The organism is Enterobacter sp. SA197, from assembly GCF_054131575.1.
In genome coordinates, this window is sequence record NZ_CP096393.1 from 1,861,353 (window position 1) to 1,882,961 (window position 21,609).

A 21,609-nucleotide genomic window follows, 5' to 3' on the forward strand; every position below is an offset into this window, starting at 1 on the left:
CCTGTTAAGGAAAACGCCGACGGGCGTTGGCTTCACGCGCGGCGCGAGCGACCTCGACGGAGACCACGCGACGTCCTACGGGCCAGAGAGCAATGGCGGCGATTTTGAAATTCGCCACCCCTACCGGGATGCCAATGAGGGTAATGCACTGCGTGATACCTGCCACAATGTGCATGATGCATAACCACCAGCCGAACAGCACAAACCACACCAGATTGAGCACGGTTCCGCCGGCATTGCGCAATGAACTTTTGCCTTCGGGATCAAGTTCGTCAACATGGATAGCTTCGTTGCCCCAGGGAACCAACGACAGCCGGGTGATTTCCCAGCAGGAGCGGGTCAGGGGAAGTGTAATAACCAGCATGACGCTAAAAACAGTGGCTATCAGCCAGCCCAGTGTGGTTGCAAATCCGCCAAGCACAAAATTCAGAATATTCAAAACGGTACGCATAATACCTCGCTGTAATCCATCCACTGAATGTTTTGGTCAATTGTAATGATTTTTTAAACTGGAGCACGTTTTCTCTGGCGGTTACACTGAGAATCACAGTCAGCTGAGAAACGATGTGTGATGGAACTAAAAGCAACTTCATTAGGAAAACGTCTGGCGCAGCATCCTTACGATCGCATTGCACTACTCCATGCCGGGGTGAAAGTTTCCGGCGATAAGCATGAATATTTGATTCCCTTCAACCAGTTACTTTCCATAGCGTGTAAGCGTGGGCTGGTCTGGGGAGAGCTCGAATTTGTGCTGGCGAATGATAAAGTAGTCCGTCTGCACGGTACGGAGTGGGCCGAAACCCAACGTTTCTATCAACATCTTGATGAACGCTGGCAAAGCTGGAGCGCAGAAATGAGCGACGTAGCGGCCGGTGTGCTCAGTGCGCAACTGGAGGCCATTACCGCCCGGGTTAATCACGGCGGCTGGCTGACGCGTTCCCGACTGGCCGGGTTAAAACAAGAAATTATCGAAGCGTTTGATGCGCTGCCTGTACCGCAACGCCGCCTTGTCTCTTTCGATAACTGCCGTGAGCTCTGGCAGCAGTGCCAGGCATGGTTGCAGGATACTGAAGCGCGTCGGGCTGAGCATAACCAGGCATGGACAGCGAAGATGCTCGCGGAGTATGCCCCTTTTTTCAATGATATTGAATCTTCCCCTCTTAACCCCGCCCAGGCGCGGGCGGTGGTCAACGGAGAGCGTTCCCTGTTGGTACTTGCCGGGGCTGGCAGCGGAAAAACCTCCGTGCTGGTCGCTCGCGCAGGCTGGCTGCTGGCCCGCGGTGAAGCCTCTCCCGAACAGATATTGCTGCTGGCCTTTGGGCGAAAAGCCGCACGTGAGATGGATGACCGTATCCGTGAACGCCTGCATACCGAGGACATTACGGCGCGTACCTTCCATGCGCTTGCGTTGTCCATTATCCAGCAGGGTGGGAAAAAAGCGCCCACCATCAGTGAACTGGAAAGTAATACCTCAGCGAGGGAGGCTTTACTGACCAGCACATGGCAGAGACAGTGCGCTGAGAAAAAATCTCAGGCCAATGGCTGGCGGCAGTGGCTCAGTGAAGAGTTAGACTGGGCGTTGCCGGAGGGAGATTTCTGGAATGATAAAAAGGTGCAGAAGCGTATTGCGGGGCGCCTGGATCGCTGGATAAGCCTCATCCGTATGCATGGCGCAGGTCAGGCAGAGATGATTGAAGCGGCGCCGGAGTCCATTCGTGCCCTTTTCAGCAAACGTATTAAGCTGCTGTCCCCGCTACTGAAAGCCTGGAAAGCGGCCCTGAAAGCGGAAAACGCAGTGGATTTCCCCGGATTAATTCACCAGGCCGTGGCGGTGCTGGAAAAAGGACGCTTTGTAAGTCCCTGGAAACATATCCTGGTGGATGAATTTCAGGATATCTCTCCACAGCGTGCGGCGCTGCTTGCGGCATTACGTCGGCAGAATTCAGAAACCACCTTGTTTGCTGTCGGGGATGACTGGCAGGCCATCTACCGCTTCAGTGGGGCGCAGCTTTCGCTCACGACCGCGTTTCACGATGCTTTCGGGGAAGGGGATCTCTGCGCGCTGGATACTACCTATCGCTTCAATGGTCGGATTGGCGAAGTCGCCAACGGATTTATCCAGCAGAACCCGCACCAACTGGCGAAGCCGTTAAACAGCATCAGGGCGGGCGACAAGAATGCGGTGATGTTACTGGCGGATGACCAACTGGATGCGCTGTTTGACAAGCTCAGCGGGTTTGCCACCCCCGACGATCGCATTCTGGTGCTGGCGCGTTATCACCATAGTAAGCCGGTCAGTCTCGACAAAGCCGCAACGCGCTGGCCCAGGTTAAATCTTGATTTTATGACCATTCATGCCAGTAAAGGGCAGCAGGCGGAATATGTCATTGTGCTCGGTCTTCATGACGGGCAGGATGGTTTCCCGGCTCCCGCGCGCGAGTCACTGATTGAAAAAGCCCTGCTGCCCGTGCCGGAAGATTTCCCTGATGCGGAAGAGCGACGTTTACTTTATGTGGCGCTGACGCGGGCCAAAAAGCGCGTATGGGTACTCTTTGATAAGGCAAACCCCTCGCGATTTGTTGAGGCATTAAAAAAGCAGAATGTTCAGGTAGCCCGAAAGCCATGAGAGCAGGCGGCATTGCCGCCTGATAACGCTTATTTAAGACGTTCAGCAAGGTAGCGCTGATAATCCGGAATCAGGATCTCAACACTGTCATTGAAGTGGGGCGACTGAATAATAAAATCTGCCGTTGAGAGGTTGGTGGCAACCGGAATATTCCAGACGGTTGCAAGACGCAGCAGCGCTTTGACATCGGGATCGTGCGGCACCGCATTTAGCGGATCCCAGAAGAAAATCAGCACATCAATTTTTCCCTCAGAGATAAGGGCGCCCACTTGCTGGTCGCCGCCCATCGGGCCACTCAGCATGGCGTTGACGGTAAGGCCGGTAGCACGCTGGATAAGATTCCCCGTCGTGCCCGTTGCGTAGAGCTCATGTTGTGCCAGTTGAGCCTGATGACGTTCAACCCAGGACATCAACATCTGTTTGCAGTGATCGTGCGCCACCAGCGCAATGTGCTTGCGCACCGGTAAAGAGCGTGTAGTGAGTTCCATGATTAACTTCCGTTATTTAATTTCGCTACAGATTACTGGAAGCGCCTGATGCTGCAAGAGAAGTCGACGAAAAAAAAGGGAGGTCGGGGATTCTGTTAACTGGCGCACATTCAGGACGGTGGCTGTTGCCTGATCCATTGCATAAAGCGATCCCGTGTGGCGGGGTCAGCCTGTTGATACCAGTATCTGAGTCGCTGTTCGGTCAGGTTTTGGGATTGCGCAGGCGGCATATCAAGCTCAGAAATGCCCGACAGCAGGGTACTGTCATCAGCCGTTGTGGTTGAAAATTGTGCAAGGGAGGCATACTTGCCGGCGTTATTATAGCCTTCTGCTGCTCTCTCGTAGTCCCCCTCTTTCAGGGGCGAATTGATGTCAAGGATATCGAGCTTAACGGGAATGGGCGTTGCGTTGCCATCCAGTAATGCCATATGCGGAGTAGCATTAAATCGTTCGGCCTCTTTTTGAGAGTCCAGTAATGGCAGGCTGAAATTGACCTGTCCGATGTGCTGCGTATTAAAGGTGGCAATCAATGCCACGGATGTAAAAAGGCGTGATTCATGATCGCGGGTACTAATCGTTTTTTCGACCCGGAAAACGACCTGATGCACTCCTTCTTCAAGTTCAATGCTCTCCGCGCCGCGTAATAACGAACTGGACACTTTTTTGCCATCCAGGACCAGCAGATCCACCTCGCCAGATAACCTCAGCGTGGTTGCCAGCAGTGGAATGGGTAAGAAAGCAATCATCATCACGACCGCACACCCGCCTCTCATTTCGCGCTCCTGTTTACGTGCCTTGCGGATAACCGGAACCTTCAGGTTTTAGCTCGTTATTACTATACAGAGATAACCAGGCGGAACGCTCTCATGCTTATGTATGGATAAATGGTTGCAACGGCATGTTTGGCGTACACTTTCAAAAACCGTAGGAGGAAACATGAAAGAGACAGACATCGCTGAAATCCTTACCACGACCCATACCATTGCTCTGGTCGGCGCGAGTGACAAACCTGACAGGCCGAGCTACCGCGTGATGAAATACCTTCTTGACCAGGGTTATCACGTCATCCCTGTTTCGCCAAAAGTGGCAGGAAGCACGTTGCTGGGACAAAAGGGGTACGCCACCCTCGCGGATGTGCCGGAAAAGGTCGATATGGTGGATGTGTTTCGTCATTCAGAAGCCGCCTGGGGTGTGGCGCAGGAGGCGATTGCCATTGGCGCGAAAACCCTCTGGCTGCAGTTGGGTGTGATAAACGAACAGGCAGCGGTTTTAGCCAGTGAGGCGGGAATGAAAGTGGTAATGGACCGGTGCCCGGCTATTGAGATACCGAGACTGGGGCTGACTAAATAAAAAACACCCCGCGATGCGGGGTGCTGTTAATGGCGGAGGCGAGGGGCCTGAAGTTGCTTACGAATGGATCGTGAGAGCTCGTCCATTGAGGATTGCTCAGGGTGTTCATCCGCGGTTTCACGCGTCAGCTGTGCTTCAGCGAGATAGGTATGGACTGGCTCGCCGTCATCCCCTTCCATAATCACATGGTACCAGGGCGCTGCGCGTAGTTCATCGTTCACCGCCACTTCATCAACCGGCGGTTCATCCAGAGAGTACTCTGCATCAATATCAAGCACGACGCCCAAATAACCCAGCAACGAGTGACGTACCTGCTGACCAATGCCGAATTTGCTGGCTATCATAGTCACCTCCTTAAAACAGTTACCTACATTGATATGTGGGCAACGTTCCAGAAATCAAGTTACATGACGCGACAGGCAAACCCTTTAAGATACAGCCCTTCCGGGTAAGGGGCGATCACCGGGTGATCGGCGGCCTGACGGAACTGCTCTATAAATTGTACATCACGACCAGCATCTATTGCGGCATCAGCGATAATTTTCTGGAACAGATCGGTCGTCATCAGCCCGGAGCAGGAGAAGGTCATCAACACGCCGCCGGGGTTGAGAAGTTGGATTGCCAGCATGTTAATGTCTTTATAACCGCGGCAGGCACCCTGAAGCTGACTTTTGTTTTCAACAAATTTTGGCGGGTCCATCACAATGACATCAAAGGTCTCACCCTGATCACGATATTTACGCAGTAACTTAAACACATCATCACGAACGAACTCCGCTTTGCTGAGGTCGAGCTGGTTAAGTTCGACATTCTTTTTCGCTACGTCCAGCGCTTCCTGTGAGGTATCAACACTCACAACCTGACGGCAGTTTCCCATCAGGGCAGAGACAGCAAAACCGCCGGTATAAGAGAAGCAGTTGAGGACACGTTTGTCGGCGACATAGCGACGGGTAGCGAGACGGCTGTCCCGCTGATCGAGGTAGTAACCAGTCTTGTGACCCGCCTGGATATCGACGTACAGCTTCATGCCATTTTCTTCAATGGGCAACAGTGTCGGCGGCAATTCACCCAGAACCGGACCTTGCGTGAGCTCCATACCCTCTTTTTTACGCACGGCAACGTCACTGCGATCATAAATTGAACAGGCCGGATAGAGCGCCTGCAGCGCCGATAAAAGCGCAGGGCGCTGATATTCCGCGCCCGCGCTCAGAAGCTGTAGCACCAGAAAATTACCAAAACGGTCGATTGTCACCCCAGGTAAGCCATCCGATTCGCCCGCGACGAGACGATAGCTGTCAAGGCCATCACGCTGCGCCAGCCAGTCACGCCAGGTCTGCGCCTGCTCAATACGGCGGGTAAAGAAATCGATGTCAATCGCTTCGTTTTTATCGAAAGTCCAGACACGAGCACGGATTTGCGAAGCAGGCGAGAAAGCGCCGCGCGCCAGCCATTTGCCCTGGGCATCCACGATATCAACGGTTTCACCCAGGCTGGCTTTCCCTTCCATACGGGCGACAGCGCCAGAGAAAACCCACGGGTGGCGGCGCAGCAGCGATTTTTCGCGGCCTTTGGTCAAAATTAAACGTGCACTCATAGTTAATTATTCAGCTAAACGGGAGAAATTGGGCGCTATTGTCAGGGGTTCATGCTGTAATTGCAACGCACCACGTATTAATCTGAATGTTCACTTTCAAAAACCACAACCCCAAGCGTGCCGGCAATTGCGCTGACGTTGCTGTCACCGTGTCGGATCCAGTTCTTGATATAGTCAATGAGATTTTTATCTCCGGAAGCATCCCAGAGGTTCAGGTAGCCCACCGCTTTCCAGCGCTGAATTTCTCGGAAAAAAACATGTTCACACAGATAATAAGAGACGCCGTGGATGTGCTTTAAACTGGCTCGGTCCCAGATGCGGGTAATGCTTTTCAGTTCAAGCATCGTGATATTGTCATTGATAAACTGCAGGATGGCGGAGGCAGGAATATTTTTCGGCACATCCCTGAGTACCTCCTGAAGATAGCCAAAGACCCGTGTGTTGTTCTCATTTATCGTGGGGTGATGGGCGAGTGGCAATGAGTTCCAGTGGTCCTGAATATAGTAGAGGTTACTCATTGCAGCCGCTTCACAGATAGCCTCTTCAAACCAGTGGTGTTTATGAACGTTCGCTCTGTCATACCGGCAATATGCGTGGCACAGCATGTGGGTAAACTGATACATGATCATCCCCCAGTTTGTGGCATCCGTGATATTGAGACAAACACGGTAATTATCTTTTTCTTTAATGATGAACTGAGGCGAAAAAACCATTGGGCAGGAGGAGCGCATTGCATTGGTCAGAATAATATTTTTCTCCAGCCCGTAGCCCACCATTTCGGCAAAGGTACGGTAGGTTTCGGCGAGTATAACGTCCAACACCTCTGCCTCAATGCCATGCCACTGCCTGATATCGCTTACAGCAATGCGGATGTGCGCCATTTATCTTCCTGTAGAGTAAAGGGTTAACAAGAGTCCATCTGAAAACGATTACGTGGTACATAGCACCCGTGATGCCTGAGTCATAATGTCACACGGAAATTGCTTATCCTCAAACGAATCAGAAGCTTAGTCTTGTTTTTGTCGCCAGAGGTACAGTTTACTAAAATTAACAGTACTAAAGGCTAACACAGAAGCAAAACCACAAAAATAAGGGGGATTTATGACCAGCACCGCACCATCTTGCACAATCTGTTGGGTACATGGGCGTGTTCAGGGGGTGGGATTTCGCTACAGCACACAACATGAGGCACAACGCCTGGGCTTGACGGGGTACGCCCGGAATATGGATGACGGGAGTGTCGAAGTGGTTGCCTGCGGACATCAGGAAAGGGTTGATCAACTGATTACATGGTTAAAGGCGGGCGGGCCACGCAGTGCCAGAGTTGAGCGAGTTCTTACCGAACCGCATCAACCCGACAGTAAGTGGTCAAATTTCAGTATCCGCTACTAAATACACTTTACCGGCTTAGGCAGGCCAGCAATTTTGGTCGCCTGCTTTGCCGGCCCTTTTGGAAAGAGGCGATACAAATATCGACTGTTGCCTTTCTCTTCACCAAACTTATTGGCCATCGCTTTTACCAGCATACGTATGGCTGGCGACGTATTAAATTCCAGATAGAAATCGCGGACAAAGCGCACCACTTCCCAGTGCTCTACAGAAAGGGTAATGCCTTCGTTTTCAGCGATAGCCAGCGCCAGCCCATCACTCCAGAGCGTAGTATCTTTCAGATAGCCTTCGCTATCGGTCTCTATTTCTTTGCCTTCAAAAATCATGATGTATCGCAATGTTAGTCAGTCACGGCGAGGCAGTGTAACAAAAAACAAAGCCCCGCTTAAGCGGGGCCTGGAAGTGATGTCCTAAGAGGATCAATCTCGGCTGGCGAAGCCAAGGATACTCAACAGGCTGACAAAAATGTTGTAGATAGAGACATACAGGCTGACGGTGGCGCGGATGTAATTGGTCTCGCCGCCGTTAATGATATTACTGGTTTCATACAGGATGGCACCTGTTGAAATCAGGATAAACACCGCGCTGATAGCAAGGTGCAGGGCAGGCAACTGCAGGAAGATGTTCGCTACCATCCCGATAAGCACAACCACGATGCCCGCCATCAGCATACCGCCGAGGAAAGACATGTCTTTACGGGTAGTCAGAACATAAGCCGAGCAGCAGAAGAACACCAACGCGGTGCCACCAAGTGCCAGCGCAATCACATCCCCCATACCGGCGGAGAGATAGGCATTCAGAATGGGGCCCAGGATGTAGCCAAGGAAGCCCGTAAACGCAAAGGCCGAAACAATACCGATGGGCTGATTAGCAGTTTTATAGGTCAGGAACATCAGACCATACATTCCCACCAGCGTCAGGATCAGTCCGGGCGAAGGCAGCGCCAGCAGCGTGCTTGCCGTGGCGGTGATAGCAGAAAACGCCAGGGTCAGGCTAAGAAGAAAATAGGTGTTACGCAGCACTTTATGGGTGCTAAGCAACGATGTACGGTCGCGCGAGGAGGTAATTATACGATCCATGAGGCACTCTCTTTAAATAATGTCATATGTGCAGAGGATAGAAAATCCCGGTTTCCTTACCTAGCTGTTTTACCCATCTTTACTCTGAATACTTCCCGGTTAACATAGTTATTTATCCTGCATTTTTAACAAATATCGATACTAGCGCGCATTTGTTAAAAATAACCCTACCTGTGTCTTATATGTAGCTGAAAAATATTGCCCTGACCTGAATTGGCAGCTAAGAGTGTAAGCGCACCGTCATCATAAAAAACCTTCAGGGCGTAGGATATGAAATCACATACTTTGACGCATGTAGCACTGAGCCTGTTTTTAATCAGTGGGTTAGGGAGTGCCACTTACTCTTTTGCGGCCAGCGTACCACCGGGTACTGTACTGGCCGCGCAGCAGGAACTGGTTCGTAATAATGGAAGTGAGCCTGCATCACTGGATCCACATAAAGTAGAAAGCGATGTTGAATTCACTATTATCAGTGATTTATTCGATGGGCTTGTTGCGGTAAAAAATGATGGCTCAATTGAGCCCCGACTCGCACAAGCATGGGAAAACAAAGACAATACGGTCTGGATTTTTCATCTTCGTCCAAAGGTGACCTGGTCAGATGGTACTGCCATTACCGCTAAAGATTTCGCCTGGAGTTGGCAGCGGCTGGTGGATCCTAAAACGGCATCGCCCTATGCGAGCTATCCGGGAAACATGCATATCGAGAACGCCCGCGAGATTGCGCTTGGTAGTAAACCTGCTGAGAGCCTGGGTGTAAAAGCGCTGGATGACAACACCCTGGAAATTCGTCTGACGCAGCCTAACGCTGCCTTTCTGGCCATGCTCGCGCACCCTTCGATGGTGCCTGTCGACAGGATCCTTATCAATCGCTTTGCTGAGAAATGGACGAAACCGGAACATATTGTCACCAGTGGCGCATACAAACTGAGTGAGTGGGTGGTAAATGAAAAAATTGTCGCCCAGCGCAATACGCGTTACTGGAACAATAAAGACACCATCATTAATAAAGTAACCTACCTGCCGATTACCTCAGAAACCGCTGACGTAAACCGTTTCAGGGCGGGTGAAATTGATGTCACCTACAGTGTGCCAGTGAATCAGTTTGCCCAGTTGAAAGCGACCCTGGGCGACCAGATGAAAGTGCTGCCGTTGCTCTCAACCTATTACTATGAACTCAATACCACCCGGCCTCCATTTAATGATGCGCGGGTCAGGCTGGCGCTGAACATGGCGCTCGACAAAGATATCATTGCACAGAAGGTGATGGCGCAAGGGCAACGCCCCGCCTGGTTAATCAGCCAGCCTGAGATCGGCGGCATCACATTGACCGCCCCGGAGTATGCCTCATGGCCACGCGAAAAGCGTATTGACGAGGCCAGGAAACTGCTGAACGAGGCCGGGTATAACGATGCCCATCCCCTGTCGTTTTCTCTGCTCTATAACACAATGGAGACGCATCAGCGGCTGGCCATTGCCGTCAGTTCGATGTGGAAGAAAAATCTGGGAGTAGAGGCAAAACTGCAAAATCAGGAATGGAAAACCATGCTGGATACCATGCATACCGGCAACTTTGATGCCGTCCGATATTCCTGGATTGCGGATTACGATGATGCTGCCACCTTTTTAAATAACTTCCGCACCGACGATAGCGAAAACACGTCGAAGTACAGTAACCCTGCCTATGACGACGCGCTCCGGAATGCGGCTAAAGCCGGGGATGTCACTGAACGCGGCCGCTTTTATCAGCAGGCGGAGGATATACTGGCGAAAGATGTTCCGGCCATTCCGCTCTATCACTACGTTCGTGCACATCTTGTGAAACCCTGGGTAGGGGGATTTGCGCCCGATCGGCTGGGATATTTCTTTACCAAAGATCTTTATATCAAAAAACATGAGCAGTAAGGTGAGGTGAAAAGTGCTGGTTTAATAGTCAATTTGTTTTAATTTCAGACGATTAAATCACATTTGTCTGTTTTTCAGGCAAACGGTGCATAACGGGCTTTACAGACGTCATCGGGATGTTTATAGTGCGCCTCATTCCGGAAGTGTGGCCGAGCGGTTGAAGGCACCGGTCTTGAAAACCGGCGACCCGAAAGGGTTCCAGAGTTCGAATCTCTGCGCTTCCGCCAGATTAAACAAGGGGTTACCGAAAGGTAACCCCTTTGTTTTTTGGCCTCTTGGTATGGTGTAGGTATATTCACTTGGTATATTTTCCGACCCTCCATCCTCATTCTTCCTCTGTATCACTCAAAAATGGCAGGTCCAGCGACGGAGAAATTTTTATTTTCCTATCGTAAACCAGCACCTGACTCTCTGTTTTGTGACCACTGAATAACTGCTTATCTTTACCAGATCCTTCGTAGTCTGAAATAGCCTTAGCTTTAACGTCATGGTAAGTACCCGGTATGGTTTTACCCAGGGAAACTTCCGCAGCTTTCTTCGCTTTATTCCACCAGTTGTTAAAAGTTTTACGGTTGAGTTTCCCTCCATCCGGTCCAGCGATTACCAGTCCATTGGACCGATCACCGGGTAGCCACTGGAACAGCTTTTGAAGAAGTTCAGCCAAGTTGGCGTGGAGTGCCGGGAGGAATACTATCAGGAGATTGGTGAGAAAAAGGCTCATAAATTGGGGGCCAAGAGGTTACAACAGTTGCTTGAGTAAATGGGGCTTGATCGTGTATCACCGAAATATTTATATAGATGAACATCAAATGCATACTGATATATCATCAATATGGGATTGATGAATATAATTTTTCTTACTTCTATACAAAAGACATTTATCAAACAAATATAATGAAATTAATAACTCACTGAAAGCATTGGGTTAATAAAAAATATAAATGAGAGTATGATTCGTGAATACTTTATAATATTAAGAATAAGCATAAATTTTAGTTATGATGTGGCTCTGCTTTTAATGATTCAGGTAGGGTTATTCCTAATTTCAGGTTGTACATAACTAACGGTTTTCTCGCGATAATATGAAGGAATATAATAAATTGTCTCACTAATTTTTTACTCAATGATGATAATGTGGCATTAAGTTGCCTGAAAGTAGGAGGGACTTTGCGATCTAATCGAACAAAACCACATATATTTCGACTGACAAATTCAGTGGGGGCTTGTGGTACCAACGAGGTAAAAGAAGTTAAAAATCTACAGTTAATGTTAGATGCTGCAGGTTATACCTTGAGTACAGGACGGCCATTACCCCTGACGGGACACTGTTCAACTGATATTATTGAAGCAATACGCTGGTATCAGTCGCTATTAAGAATGTTTCCAACAGGGCGTGTATAACCCACTGACATCTGGTTTGTGGAGGCAATGCGCAATGCCTCAAGCACTGAATGGCGACCTAAGCATAGTGGCGGTATCTTGACAGTGAAGGAAGGGCAGTTGACTTTCGACTATGAAGGTGCTGATTATATCACTGCGGTGGAACCTTTTCGACAACCTGCTCGTATGCCGTGGTTCTCTCGTATTTTACACAACCCTACCAATAACTCTGGTGTAACGTTAGGACGTGGTTTTGATATGAAGAAGCGAAGTGCTGGCGAAATACTCTCAATTCTAAGACAGGACGGGATTGAGGAGTATAAAGCGCAGCTTTGTGCTCTGGCATCACATCTATCAGGACGCGAGGCTGATATTTTTATTGAAGTTTATGGCCCATTGGTAGGGGAGATTAGCCATTATCAACAGGTCAGGCTTTTTGAGTTATCATATGCTGAAAAAGTCAGTTACGCTCAACACCTTTATCTAAAATTTTCAGCAAAAGTGCCATCACCTCCATCATGGGATAGTATAGACCAGAAAATTAAAGATACTTTTGTTGATACACTATTCCAGGGGAATGTTACAGCGAGTGATATGGTAGCAGTAATGGCTAAAAATGGCAGTAAACAAGATATTATTACATATCTGAATAATGATATTTATCAAAAGAATGATCCTCGTCGGTTAACTTTACGGTTGAATTACTTAAAATGAAAATAATATTTTTATTAGCTTTCCTGTTAGCATTTCAGTTTAGTGCGCTAGCTGACTCACTTCCAATATTGAAAAATAAAGCGGTTGAAAATTGTGTCGCAAAATATGGTGAGGAAGATGATGAATGTCTTGGTTCTCTGAATGATAAGACAAACAATGAACTACAAAGCATCTATAATGAAAAGTTTCATGAGTTAGAGAAAGCTGATTATACAAAATGGTGGATGGGAACTAAGGAGCAAAAACAGAATATGTTATCTGCTTTCAAAAAAAGTCAAGATGAATGGATTCAATATAGAGATAATTTTTGCCAAGTGCTAACAACAAGTGAGCAGGGTGGTCATGCTTTTGGTGAAGTGATGTTGAGTTGTCTGATTAATATGAATAATAACAGGATTACAGAGATAAAAAACATCAATCCTTAGAATATTCTATTTTCATTACACGGAGATGTTTTTATCTTCCGCTATTATTCAGGCATGATTCTATACAGAAAAGTTCATGGATAAAAGATTATAAAATATAACGGGGTTAAATATGCATCTTGCTTTTTTCTTATTTGAATTGTCTATTCTAGATGAAATGAATGAAGGTTTATTAATGCTATTCTCAACAGAACATTAAAAATCAAGCACGGCCTTTGTGCATTTTTATCACCAGAGTAATGATTTCAGCATCAATTTTTTTGCAGTGGCTTTCCTATAAAGTATTCGTTCATTTATTAAGCCTGGACTTCCTGACGATTTAGCAGCGGTGTTAGCTGTTGAGTGACTTACAGGATTGAACTCACTAATAAAACTACTCAAAAGACATTGTCTTTTCTTATCTGGTCTGCGCAGCGTAGTATGTGCGGATCTATATTTTTTTTATTTCATATGCAAATGCATCATCATCACGTAGCTTACGATATCCTGCTCTAAACGCCTTTATTGATGGATGGTTTTTGAATTCTTCAACCGTATTAAAATATGCTAATAAATCACTGTTGTCTACCTATGCTTTCCTCATATATACCTCGTTAATAAATAGTAGATATAGTTTTATGTTAAGTTATATAGAGAAAGTGTCAAATTAATGAGTAGGTTAAATATTTTATTTCTACTTTGGTAGCATAAAAGAATTCAGGATGTTTTTACTTATTATTGTCGTGTTTTAAGATGCAGCTTTTAGATTGGTGTCGATTTCAGACACGTTTTTTATTGCTGCCTCATTTTCTTTTATTCTTTTATATACCTTTCGCGGTTTATCGATCTGGACACTGTTTTTAGTATTAGGAACAGCATTATTTTTCTTCTTCGTGCTAAAAACAAATGCATCTGTGTACTGATCTGCTCCCCATTCATTAACACACGCCGATGTAAGTAATGTCTTCATAAGCCACATGAGGTCATCCCCATGAAAAAGCTTTTTTCCGAGGAACAGATCATCAGTATCCTCCGCGAGGCTGAAGCCGGGCTTTCTGCCCGTGAGCTTTGCCGCAAGCACGCCATTTCCGACGCCACCTTTTACACCTGGCGTAAGACGTATGGCGGTATGGAGGTGCCCGAGGTTAAGCGACTGAAGTCGCTTGAGGAAGAGAACGCCAGACTCAGGACGCTGCTTGCCGAAACCATGCTGGATAAGGAGGCACTTCAGGTGGCTCTGGCGCACGTACTGACGACAGGCCAGAAGCGGGAAGCCGTTGAGTTTATGTGTGATGCGACCGGTCTGACGCAACGTCGTGTCTGCAGGCTTACAGGTTTATCCCTGTCGACCTGCCGCTATGAGGCTCAGCGTCTGGCGGCTGATGCATATTTATCAGGGCGTATCACTTAACTGGCACCCGAACGAAGGCGTTTTGGTTACCGGCGCATCTGGCAGTTATTACGTAGGGAGGGGCTTCACGGCAACCACAAGCGGGTATACCGCATTTACCACCTTAACGGCCTGAGTGTGAAGCGCAGACGACGTCGTAAGGGTCTGGCTACTGAGCGGCTTTCGCTTGTCCGGCCGGATGTGCCGAACCAGACCTGGTCGATGGATTTTGTCATGGATGCACTTGCCAGCGGCCGCCGGATTAAGTGCCTGACTTGTGTGGATGATTTCACGAAGAAGCGTCTGACGATCAGCGTTACTTTCGGGATTTCAGGCGTTCAGGTCACGCGTATTCCAGACAGTATCGCGCTCTTTCGTGGCTGCCCGTCGGCAATAAGAACCGATCAGGGCCCGGAATTTACCTGCCGTGCGCTCGGTCAATGGGCCTTTGAGCATAGTGTGGAGCTGCGGCTTATCCAGCCAGGTAAACCAACGCAGAACGGATCTCCATAAAATGTCGGATTTTTTCGGATGTAGCAACACGTCCTCGAACAATCGATTTTGACAACATATTGTTTATTAATGATAAAATGAACGATTTCTGACATTTTCGGACATCAATTTGCGGGCTGCGCTTCCGCCAGATTAAACAAAGGGCTTACCATCAGGTAAGTCCTTTGTTTTTCTGGCAAAGCAAATCTAATCCCCTTGCTACAGGCGTAGCGAACGCAGCTGCAGCACAACATTTTTCTCCCACTACGCTACATCTACTTAAGTATATAACGCGCAACGAGCCTTCAGTCGGACACCGCCTCTTGCTATTACCTGTTAGCTTCGTCCCTTCGCCCGACGCCCGGAGAAAACTCGCTATACTCATCCAACGCGTCCCGTACGCTCTGCGCTAACCAACCATGATGAGTCTGATGAAAACCCTTTATCTGAGCCTGCTTTGCCTCATTTTTCTGGCGATATTTTTAAGCCTTGCCCTTTCACTACACCAGCGGGAATCCCTGGCGCAGGATGGATGGTGGTCTGCCAGACGTGATTCCACAGGCATGGCGCCGGATGCACGGCGTTACGCCAGTCAGGCCGTTGTCCAGATCTATGCGGCCCCCACCTGGGGCTGGAAGGGGGTAGTGGCGGTGCACCCGTGGATAATCTTCAAACGTGCCGGTGAAACCGACTATAGCCGCTATGAAGTAATTAGCTGGGGAGCAGGGCAAAAAGTGCGACGAAACCAGAACACCCCGGACGGTTACTGGTACGGGGCAAAGCCGCGCCTGCTGGTGGAACATCGCGGGGCCGCTGCCGGGGCCATGATCCCTAAGATAGAAGCGGCTATCGCCTCTTACCCCTGGCCTGAGACTTATCGCGCCTGGCCGGGCCCGAACAGTAATACTTTTATCGCCCATATCGGGCGCGAAGTTCCGGAGCTGAGACTGGATATGCCTGCCAATGCGCCAGGAAAAGATTTTCGGGGGCTGCTCAATCCTGTCGGTTTACCACCCTCCGGGCGAGGGATCCAGGTTTCGCTGCTGGGCGTCGCGGGCTTCACGCTGGGGAGAGAGGAGGGGCTTGAGCTCAACATCCTCAGTGTAAATATCGGTGTGAGCTTTTCACCGCTACGCCTGCGTCTGCCATTTATTGGCGGGCTTGGTGGGGATAATTTACAAAAAAACAGCGCTCCGGATGCGGAATAGGGACGTTGTTGCTGAATGGGCCACGCGATTCGCCGCCCATTCAGAGGGGAGCCAGACTCAGCCGCGCCCCACGAAAGGCATCGTGGTGGCCATTACGGTGATAAACTGCACGTTAGTATCGAGCGGCACGCCGGCCATATAGACCACGCTGTTCGCCACCTGCGAGACATCCATCATCGCCTCCACCATCACCTCCCCGTTGGCCTGTTTTACCCCTTTCGCCATTCGCTGAGAAAGTTCGGTATGGGCATTCCCAATATCTATCTGACCACAGGCAATGCCATATTTACGCCCATCGAGCGAAATGCTTTTAGTCAGGCCGGTCACGCCATGTTTCGTGGCTGTGTAAGCCGCAGAATCCGGGCGGGGGGCATGCGCCGAAATCGAACCATTGTTTATGATGCGCCCGCCCTGTGGAGATTGCTCCTTCATCAGACGGAAGGCACCCTGAGCGCAAAGGAACATCCCTGTCAGATTGACGTCAACGACCGCGGTCCATTTTTCATAGCTCAGCTCCTCGAAAGGGATACCCGGAAAGTTGGTGCCTGCATTGTTAAAGAGCACATCAAGATGACCACATTTTTCTTTGATTCGGTTAAACAATGCCGCTACGGATTCAGGGTCGGTGACATCGGTGGGAACCACCATCGACTGCTCACCGCCGCCGAGCGCCGATACCGTTTCCAGCATGGGCTCAAGACGTCGCCCGGCCAGGACGATAAAATATCCCGCGTGAGAGAGCGCAATGGCTGTCGCTCTGCCTATCCCGCTGCCCGCGCCGGTCACCAGCGCAATCTTTGTTGAAGCGAACATAGTTACATCCTTTGTTATTCAGTGATTTCAAATGCCCCACTCAGGGGGCTTAGCTTGTCAGGCTGGCATCAGGACGCTGCCCACTCAGCGCCTGGGCAAGGCTTGCCAGCACCATTTCACCCATCGCGGTTCGCGTTTCGACCGTAGCGCTGGCACGATGTGCCTGCAGCACCACATTATCCATGCCACAAAGCGGGGCCGGAACGTTTGGCTCGTCAACAAACACGTCCAGTCCCGCCCCCTGAATCTTACCTGACACCAGGGCTTGTACCAGATCCGGCTCATTAACCAGTTTTCCCCGGGCAATGTTTATCAAAAAGCCCTGTTCCCCGAGCGCCGCCAGTACAGGGGCGTTAACAATGCCTTCCGCTTTGTCGGCAGAGGCGGAGAGGATCAGCGCGTCACTCTTACCTGCCAGCTCCTGCAGATCGGCGATAAAGGGGTAATCCAAATCGGCCATAGCATGGAGATCGGTGTAAGCAATCGGGCAACCGAAGGCTGACGCGCGAGTCGCTATCGCACGTCCCACTCGGCCCATCCCCACGATGCCGATACGCATTCCGCTAAAGCGGCGGGAGAGGGGAATGGCGCCAGGATGGGGGTTCTTCGCCCACTCACCGTTACGTACCACGCGGTCGCCCGAGCAAATACCACGGCAGGTGGCAATCAGCAGGCCAATGGCGAGATCTGCAACATCTTCTGTCAGGGCGCCGAGGGTAGCGGTGACGTGGATCTTACGCTTGCGTGCATACTCAAGGTCGACAGCGTCTACGCCTACGCCGTTGATGGCGACCACTTCCAGCGCCGGAAGTTGTTCCATTAAGGCATTGCTGATGCCGGTATGTCCTCCTGAAACCACGCCGCGAATACTGTTACCGTACTCCTTAATAAAGGCTGCTTTGTCTTCTATTTCAAAATAGCGGTGAACGGTATAAAGCGCGTTTAGTTTCTCGCTGATGGCGGGAATAAGAATGGGATTTAACTGCAGGATGCTGGGTTTCATAACAATATGTCCATAGTTGCGGCCAGGCGTGGCAGGCTAATGTTTTCGTTGTGCTGAACAGGAGAGGCGAATTAACTCAGCCGTCTCTCAAGTATTTCAATTGAGATATTTTGCGGCCCACGGATAAAACAACCGCGCACGCCGGGACGAATCGTAACGGGCTCCTGCGTGAAGACTACCCCTCTGCTTTTCAGGGTACTGGCGACTTCATCAAGGTTGTCCACGGTCAAACCAAAATGGTCCAGACCCTGGTAGGGAGGCAAAGGGGGTGGAGCAACGCCGTCACCGTCAGTGACGGGGGCAATAAATATGTTTATCCCCGCGAGGCGAATATCGACTTTTCCGGAGTGACGGATGATCCGGGCATCCAGGCAACGTTCGAACCATTCGGCGGTTGCTTCAGGATCCGGACTGCGTAACTGCAAATGATCCCAGGTAAATTCAGACACAGTTTCCTCTCTTTTGATAATGCCAGCCCGGGCGACCAACCCGCTACACGCGGCGTGAAGGCTGCTCAGGCCTGGTTGTAACACTCACGCAAGACCGCAAACGGCACGGGTTCCGGCGTGGTTAATCCATTTCAATACGCGACAAAGGCCCCAGCAGGAAGGAGTAAGCAAATGCACCAATCAGGCACATGATGCCCATCATATTGAGCGCCCAGAAAAACTGCCCGGTGACATGAAGAATATAACCAATCATGATAGGGGTGGTGACGCCGGCAATATTCGCCGCAAGGCTGGTGATACTGCTGGTTAATCCAATATATTGCCGGGGCGCTATTTCTGAAACCGCGGCCCATGACGAGGAACCTACGCCCTGCGCAAAGAAAGAGATAGTTAAAATAACAATTATCAGTTCATTGGAGGTCACGAAATTTACTAATAAAATGGAAGAGCCAAGTAGCGTCCCAATAATCAAAGGCGCTTTACGGGCAACCGACATAGAGTAGCCACGGCGAATAAAGAAGTCAGAGAAAAAGCCTGCCAGCAATATTCCTGCGGTGGCGCCAATAAACGGCAGCGCCTGGAATATACCGACTTTGATCATCGTCATCTGACGCTCTTCCACAAGATAGGTCATAAACCAGGTGGTAAAGAACACCAGAATCGCGTTATTACAGAACTTACCCAGGCAGATAGCCAGGATCTGACGATGTTTGAGCAATCTGAGCGCGTTTTTCCAGTCAAAACGATCGCGCTCTTTTTTGCCAACAAGACCACCACCTTCCTGAATATGTTTTAATTCAGCTTCGTTAACCGCACGGTGATTTAAAGGGTCGCGATACCAGATGTACCATAAAATACCAAACAGTACCCCTGCGCCACCGGTCAGATAAAAGGCGGAGCGCCAGCCAAATCCATTGGCAATCCAAAGTAAAAGACCGGTAAATAAAGGGGTGCCGATATACTGCCCCATCACATACACGCTGGTGGCAAAACCACGTTCGGTAGTGGGGAACCACATGGTGACGGCCCGGGCGTTTGACGGAAAAGCGGGTGCTTCCAGCGCGCCAATCGCCAGGCGCGAGCCGAACAGCATAGTAAAGCCGCTGGCAATACCCTGTGTCATGGTGGCTAACGACCAGGTTATCAGTGAAAAAGCATAGGCAATACGGGAACCCAGTACGTCAGCGATAATGCCACCGGGCACAAGTGCAATAGCGTAGGTAAGGCCAAATGCCGCAAATATTTGCCCCATTTGTACTTTATCCAGTGCCAGATCTTTACTGATGAATGGGGCTAAAATACCCAGGCTCGATCGATCAACGAAATTGATAATTGTCGCGAACAGGATCAGCGCTAGCATGTAATAGCGAATACGTGTGGCTTTTTTTTGTGGAACTACTCTGGCATCTATTGATGCCTCGGTAAGTTCTTGTTGTTGAATGCTATTCATATTTTTGTCCTTCATGCATTTGTAGGTATACGTAATAATTACCAACCGGTACCACGGGTGTTAATTATTTTGTAAGGTGTCTTCTCGACCAGGTGCCCATAGAGTTTTGTGAGCAACGGTTCTGTTAATAAAAAATCCAATGCGTTTTTCAGGCCGGTTATTAAAACCGTAAAACACCCTTTATTTTTTATGCTGTACCGCTGCGTGCTATTTTGCATTTCTTATTGGGCATCAATTTGTCAGGCTTCACTGCATATGACCATTGATAAAAGTGACGTTAGAATATCGTTTTGCCAGGATCAATCTTGATTAAAATAATCAATACTCATCTTTGCATTACAGATTAAGGAGTGTGACGCAATAGCAAAAGATCGCATTTATTTATTGACAGGCAAAAATAATAGGGAATGAAAGTTTCGCACCCTCCGGTAAAACGTCCCGGAGGAAGGGAAAGGGGAGTGAAACTTCCCCGCGTTAGGCTAAAGGGGCAATTTTGCGATCTGTCTATCAGTTGATTTGCAAAATCAATCTTGATAGGCCAAAAATGCATATATAGAGTTATTTGATTCGCTTTGATTTTTCTTAAGGTGCCCTGAAGGGGGCCGCACTCCGCGCTCATCAGAAAGCTAACCGGACAGACTTATGCAACCAAAGACGACCCACTCCCCCTGGCTTACGCTGGACGAGGTTCAGGCCTATCTCGGCGTCAGGGCGCAAACCATTTATGCCTACGTCAGCAGGGGGCTGATCGCTTCCCATCCGGACCCGCAAAATACCCGACGCAGCCTGTACAGCGCAGAAAACATACAGAGCCTGAAGCAGAAGAAGCAGCAGGGACGCAAACGAGAGACTCTCGCGGTAAATACGCTGTTTGGCACTGAACCCAGCATCCCGACCGCTATTTCGACCTTTGCAAAAGGGCATCTGTACTACCGGGGCAGAGATGTTATCGCTTTTTCAGAGCAGGCGACGCTGGAGGAGACGGCGCGCCTGCTCTGGAGCGCGGAGAGTGACGCAGGGTTTTCCGTCCCGACCAGGGACTATCCACCTGCCGCACCTGAGCGTTCTCATGCCTTTATCGCGCTGGCGACGGCAACAGCGACCGGACACTCAACTCATGGCCGCACCGCCAGAGTATTGCATGCTGAAGCCGCCACACTGGTGGGGCATCTGGCTGCGACCTTTGGTGCGCAAAATCATCCGGCGCTGTTGATTCATGAGCGTCTGGCCCTTGGTTGGGGAGTGAACGAGGAGGTGGCCGATATTTTACGCAGAGCAATGGTTCTGCTGGCCGATCATGAACTGACCAGTTCGGCGTTTGCGGCGAGGATCGCCGCCTCAAACGGAGCCTCCCTTCCTGCCTGCCTGCTGACCGGACTGGCGACCTTTACCGGGCCGCTGCATGGCGATGCCACTCAGCGCGTAAGAGCCCTGTTTGATGAGGTCGAGCGGTCCAGCGCCGATCAGGTGGTCAACCGCTATCTCTCCTCCGCCATTCCCATTCCGGGCTTCGGTCACCACCTCTACCCGGACGGTGACCCACGGGCAGGTGCCCTGCTTGCACAATTCACTCCGCCGGAGGAGATTGCGAAATTTATTGAGAAAGTGATCACCCTGACCGGGCTGCTGCCCAACATCGATGTGGTGCTGGCGGCGCTGGTCACGCGTTATCGCCTGTTGGGTGATGCAGCCTTCGCGCTCTTCTCCATCGCCCGCAGTGTGGGACTACTGGCGCATGCTATGGAGCAGATCAACACGGGTAAAGTTATCCGCCCGCGTGGCCGCTACGTTGGTCCTGCGCTTGAACTCCCCTGACGCCTGCAACCGCCGCGCAGAGCGTGCTGTCACTTCTGCGCGCGGCTTCGCAGCAAACCT

Annotated in this window: 21 protein-coding genes, 1 tRNA gene and 5 pseudogenes; 11 read left to right on the forward strand and 16 right to left on the reverse strand. The window is 50.0% G+C overall.

Annotated elements, in window-relative coordinates; genetic code table 11:
- Positions 1-4: 4 nt before the first annotated feature.
- The gene (locus M1D91_RS08445; protein ID WP_437431338.1) at positions 5-451 is read right to left on the reverse strand and encodes a YccF domain-containing protein; all 447 of its coding nucleotides are present in this window, start codon (positions 449-451) and stop codon (positions 5-7) included.
- Between the two features lie 120 nt (positions 452-571).
- Between M1D91_RS08445 and helD the strand changes: the two genes are divergently transcribed.
- Positions 572-2,626, forward strand: coding sequence for a DNA helicase IV (gene helD / locus M1D91_RS08450; RefSeq protein ID WP_437431374.1), 2,055 nt, complete (start codon positions 572-574; stop codon positions 2,624-2,626).
- 29 nt (positions 2,627-2,655) lie between these two features.
- Here the strand turns inward: helD and mgsA are convergent, their stop codons facing one another.
- Positions 2,656-3,114, reverse strand: a complete 459-nt coding sequence (mgsA, locus tag M1D91_RS08455; protein WP_437431339.1) for a methylglyoxal synthase — start codon at positions 3,112-3,114, stop codon at positions 2,656-2,658.
- A 110-nt stretch (positions 3,115-3,224) separates the two neighbouring features.
- Positions 3,225-3,887 (reverse strand): curli synthesis inhibitor, encoded by a 663-nt coding sequence (csgI, locus tag M1D91_RS08460; protein WP_437431340.1) that lies wholly within the window; start codon positions 3,885-3,887, stop codon positions 3,225-3,227.
- 163 nt (positions 3,888-4,050) lie between these two features.
- Here csgI and M1D91_RS08465 point away from each other — a divergent pair, with 163 nt between their 5' ends.
- Complete coding sequence (locus M1D91_RS08465) at positions 4,051-4,464, forward strand: CoA-binding protein (protein ID WP_437431341.1); 414 nt, start codon at positions 4,051-4,053, stop codon at positions 4,462-4,464.
- A 26-nt stretch (positions 4,465-4,490) separates the two neighbouring features.
- On the opposite strand, the gene hspQ is transcribed toward M1D91_RS08465, so the two are convergent.
- The 3 genes from hspQ to M1D91_RS08480 all read right to left on the reverse strand — a co-directional run bounded on the left by hspQ (position 4,491) and on the right by M1D91_RS08480 (position 6,939).
- Entirely contained in the window at positions 4,491-4,808 is a 318-nt protein-coding gene (gene hspQ / locus M1D91_RS08470; protein WP_437431342.1) for a heat shock protein HspQ, read from the reverse strand.
- 59 nt (positions 4,809-4,867) lie between these two features.
- Positions 4,868-6,058, reverse strand: a complete 1,191-nt coding sequence (rlmI, locus tag M1D91_RS08475) for a 23S rRNA (cytosine(1962)-C(5))-methyltransferase RlmI (RefSeq protein WP_437431343.1) — start codon at positions 6,056-6,058, stop codon at positions 4,868-4,870.
- A gap of 77 nt (positions 6,059-6,135) precedes the next feature.
- Positions 6,136-6,939 carry a hypothetical protein gene (locus M1D91_RS08480; RefSeq protein WP_437431344.1) on the reverse strand — a complete coding sequence of 268 codons (804 nt, stop codon included), beginning with the start codon at positions 6,937-6,939 and terminating at the stop codon, positions 6,136-6,138.
- A 220-nt stretch (positions 6,940-7,159) separates the two neighbouring features.
- On the opposite strand from M1D91_RS08480, the gene yccX reads away from it, so the two are divergent.
- Entirely contained in the window at positions 7,160-7,450 is a 291-nt protein-coding gene (gene yccX, locus M1D91_RS08485; protein ID WP_437431345.1) for an acylphosphatase, read from the forward strand.
- Here the strand turns inward: yccX and tusE are convergent.
- Together tusE and yccA are read right to left on the reverse strand one after the other, a co-directional pair.
- Positions 7,447-7,776: a sulfurtransferase TusE gene (gene tusE, locus M1D91_RS08490; RefSeq protein ID WP_437431375.1), complete on the reverse strand. Its 330-nt coding sequence runs from the start codon at positions 7,774-7,776 to the stop codon at positions 7,447-7,449. The genes yccX and tusE overlap by 4 nt on opposite strands.
- A 90-nt stretch (positions 7,777-7,866) precedes the next feature.
- The gene (gene yccA, locus M1D91_RS08495) at positions 7,867-8,526 is read right to left on the reverse strand and encodes an FtsH protease modulator YccA (RefSeq protein WP_437431346.1); all 660 of its coding nucleotides are present in this window, start codon (positions 8,524-8,526) and stop codon (positions 7,867-7,869) included.
- A gap of 270 nt (positions 8,527-8,796) precedes the next feature.
- Between yccA and M1D91_RS08500 the strand changes: the two genes are divergently transcribed.
- Positions 8,797-10,431 carry an ABC transporter substrate-binding protein gene (locus M1D91_RS08500; RefSeq protein ID WP_437431347.1) on the forward strand — a complete coding sequence of 545 codons (1,635 nt, stop codon included), beginning with the start codon at positions 8,797-8,799 and terminating at the stop codon, positions 10,429-10,431.
- A gap of 139 nt (positions 10,432-10,570) precedes the next feature.
- A tRNA-Ser gene (locus M1D91_RS08505) sits at positions 10,571-10,658 on the forward strand.
- Positions 10,659-10,756: 98 nt separating this feature from the next.
- Here the strand turns inward: M1D91_RS08505 and M1D91_RS08510 are convergent.
- Positions 10,757-11,035, reverse strand: a pseudogene (locus M1D91_RS08510) (integrase); the annotation flags it as partial.
- Between the two features lie 30 nt (positions 11,036-11,065).
- On the opposite strand from M1D91_RS08510, the pseudogene M1D91_RS08515 reads away from it, so the two are divergent.
- The 3 genes and pseudogenes from M1D91_RS08515 to M1D91_RS08525 form a co-directional block, all read left to right on the forward strand.
- Positions 11,066-11,191, forward strand: a pseudogene (locus M1D91_RS08515) (DNA-binding protein); the annotation flags it as partial.
- A 668-nt stretch (positions 11,192-11,859) separates the two neighbouring features.
- Positions 11,860-12,525 (forward strand): lysozyme family protein, encoded by a 666-nt coding sequence (locus tag M1D91_RS08520; protein WP_437431348.1) that lies wholly within the window; start codon positions 11,860-11,862, stop codon positions 12,523-12,525.
- A complete protein-coding gene (locus M1D91_RS08525; RefSeq protein ID WP_437431349.1) occupies positions 12,522-12,950 on the forward strand; it encodes a lysozyme inhibitor LprI family protein in 429 nt (142 codons plus the stop codon). The genes M1D91_RS08520 and M1D91_RS08525 overlap by 4 nt, the downstream gene beginning before the upstream one ends.
- Positions 12,951-13,178: 228 nt before the next feature.
- Here the strand turns inward: M1D91_RS08525 and M1D91_RS08530 are convergent, their stop codons facing one another.
- From M1D91_RS08530 to M1D91_RS08540, 3 genes and pseudogenes are all read right to left on the reverse strand, one after another.
- Positions 13,179-13,331: a DUF4756 family protein gene (locus M1D91_RS08530; protein ID WP_437431350.1), complete on the reverse strand. Its 153-nt coding sequence runs from the start codon at positions 13,329-13,331 to the stop codon at positions 13,179-13,181.
- Between the two features lie 49 nt (positions 13,332-13,380).
- Positions 13,381-13,458, reverse strand: a pseudogene (locus M1D91_RS08535) (DUF4756 family protein); the annotation flags it as partial.
- A gap of 219 nt (positions 13,459-13,677) precedes the next feature.
- Positions 13,678-13,848: pseudogene (locus M1D91_RS08540) on the reverse strand (DNA-binding protein); the annotation flags it as partial.
- Between the two features lie 72 nt (positions 13,849-13,920).
- On the opposite strand from M1D91_RS08540, the pseudogene M1D91_RS08545 reads away from it, so the two are divergent.
- A pseudogene (locus M1D91_RS08545) lies at positions 13,921-14,823 on the forward strand (IS3 family transposase); the annotation flags it as partial.
- Between the two features lie 410 nt (positions 14,824-15,233).
- The gene (locus M1D91_RS08550; RefSeq protein WP_437431376.1) at positions 15,234-16,019 is read left to right on the forward strand and encodes a DUF3750 domain-containing protein; all 786 of its coding nucleotides are present in this window, start codon (positions 15,234-15,236) and stop codon (positions 16,017-16,019) included.
- Between the two features lie 57 nt (positions 16,020-16,076).
- Here the strand turns inward: M1D91_RS08550 and M1D91_RS08555 are convergent, their stop codons facing one another.
- The 4 genes from M1D91_RS08555 to M1D91_RS08570 all read right to left on the reverse strand — a co-directional run bounded on the left by M1D91_RS08555 (position 16,077) and on the right by M1D91_RS08570 (position 19,734).
- Positions 16,077-16,832 carry an SDR family oxidoreductase gene (locus M1D91_RS08555; RefSeq protein ID WP_437431351.1) on the reverse strand — a complete coding sequence of 252 codons (756 nt, stop codon included), beginning with the start codon at positions 16,830-16,832 and terminating at the stop codon, positions 16,077-16,079.
- Between the two features lie 49 nt (positions 16,833-16,881).
- Positions 16,882-17,835, reverse strand: a complete 954-nt coding sequence (locus M1D91_RS08560) for a 2-hydroxyacid dehydrogenase (protein ID WP_437431352.1) — start codon at positions 17,833-17,835, stop codon at positions 16,882-16,884.
- A gap of 71 nt (positions 17,836-17,906) precedes the next feature.
- Positions 17,907-18,284: a VOC family protein gene (locus M1D91_RS08565; protein ID WP_437431353.1), complete on the reverse strand. Its 378-nt coding sequence runs from the start codon at positions 18,282-18,284 to the stop codon at positions 17,907-17,909.
- A 121-nt stretch (positions 18,285-18,405) separates the two neighbouring features.
- Positions 18,406-19,734, reverse strand: a complete 1,329-nt coding sequence (locus M1D91_RS08570) for an MFS transporter (protein WP_437431354.1) — start codon at positions 19,732-19,734, stop codon at positions 18,406-18,408.
- Positions 19,735-20,376: 642 nt separating this feature from the next.
- Between M1D91_RS08570 and M1D91_RS08575 the strand changes: the two genes are divergently transcribed.
- Positions 20,377-21,549: a citrate synthase family protein gene (locus M1D91_RS08575; protein ID WP_437431355.1), complete on the forward strand. Its 1,173-nt coding sequence runs from the start codon at positions 20,377-20,379 to the stop codon at positions 21,547-21,549.
- Positions 21,550-21,609: the final 60 nt, after the last annotated feature.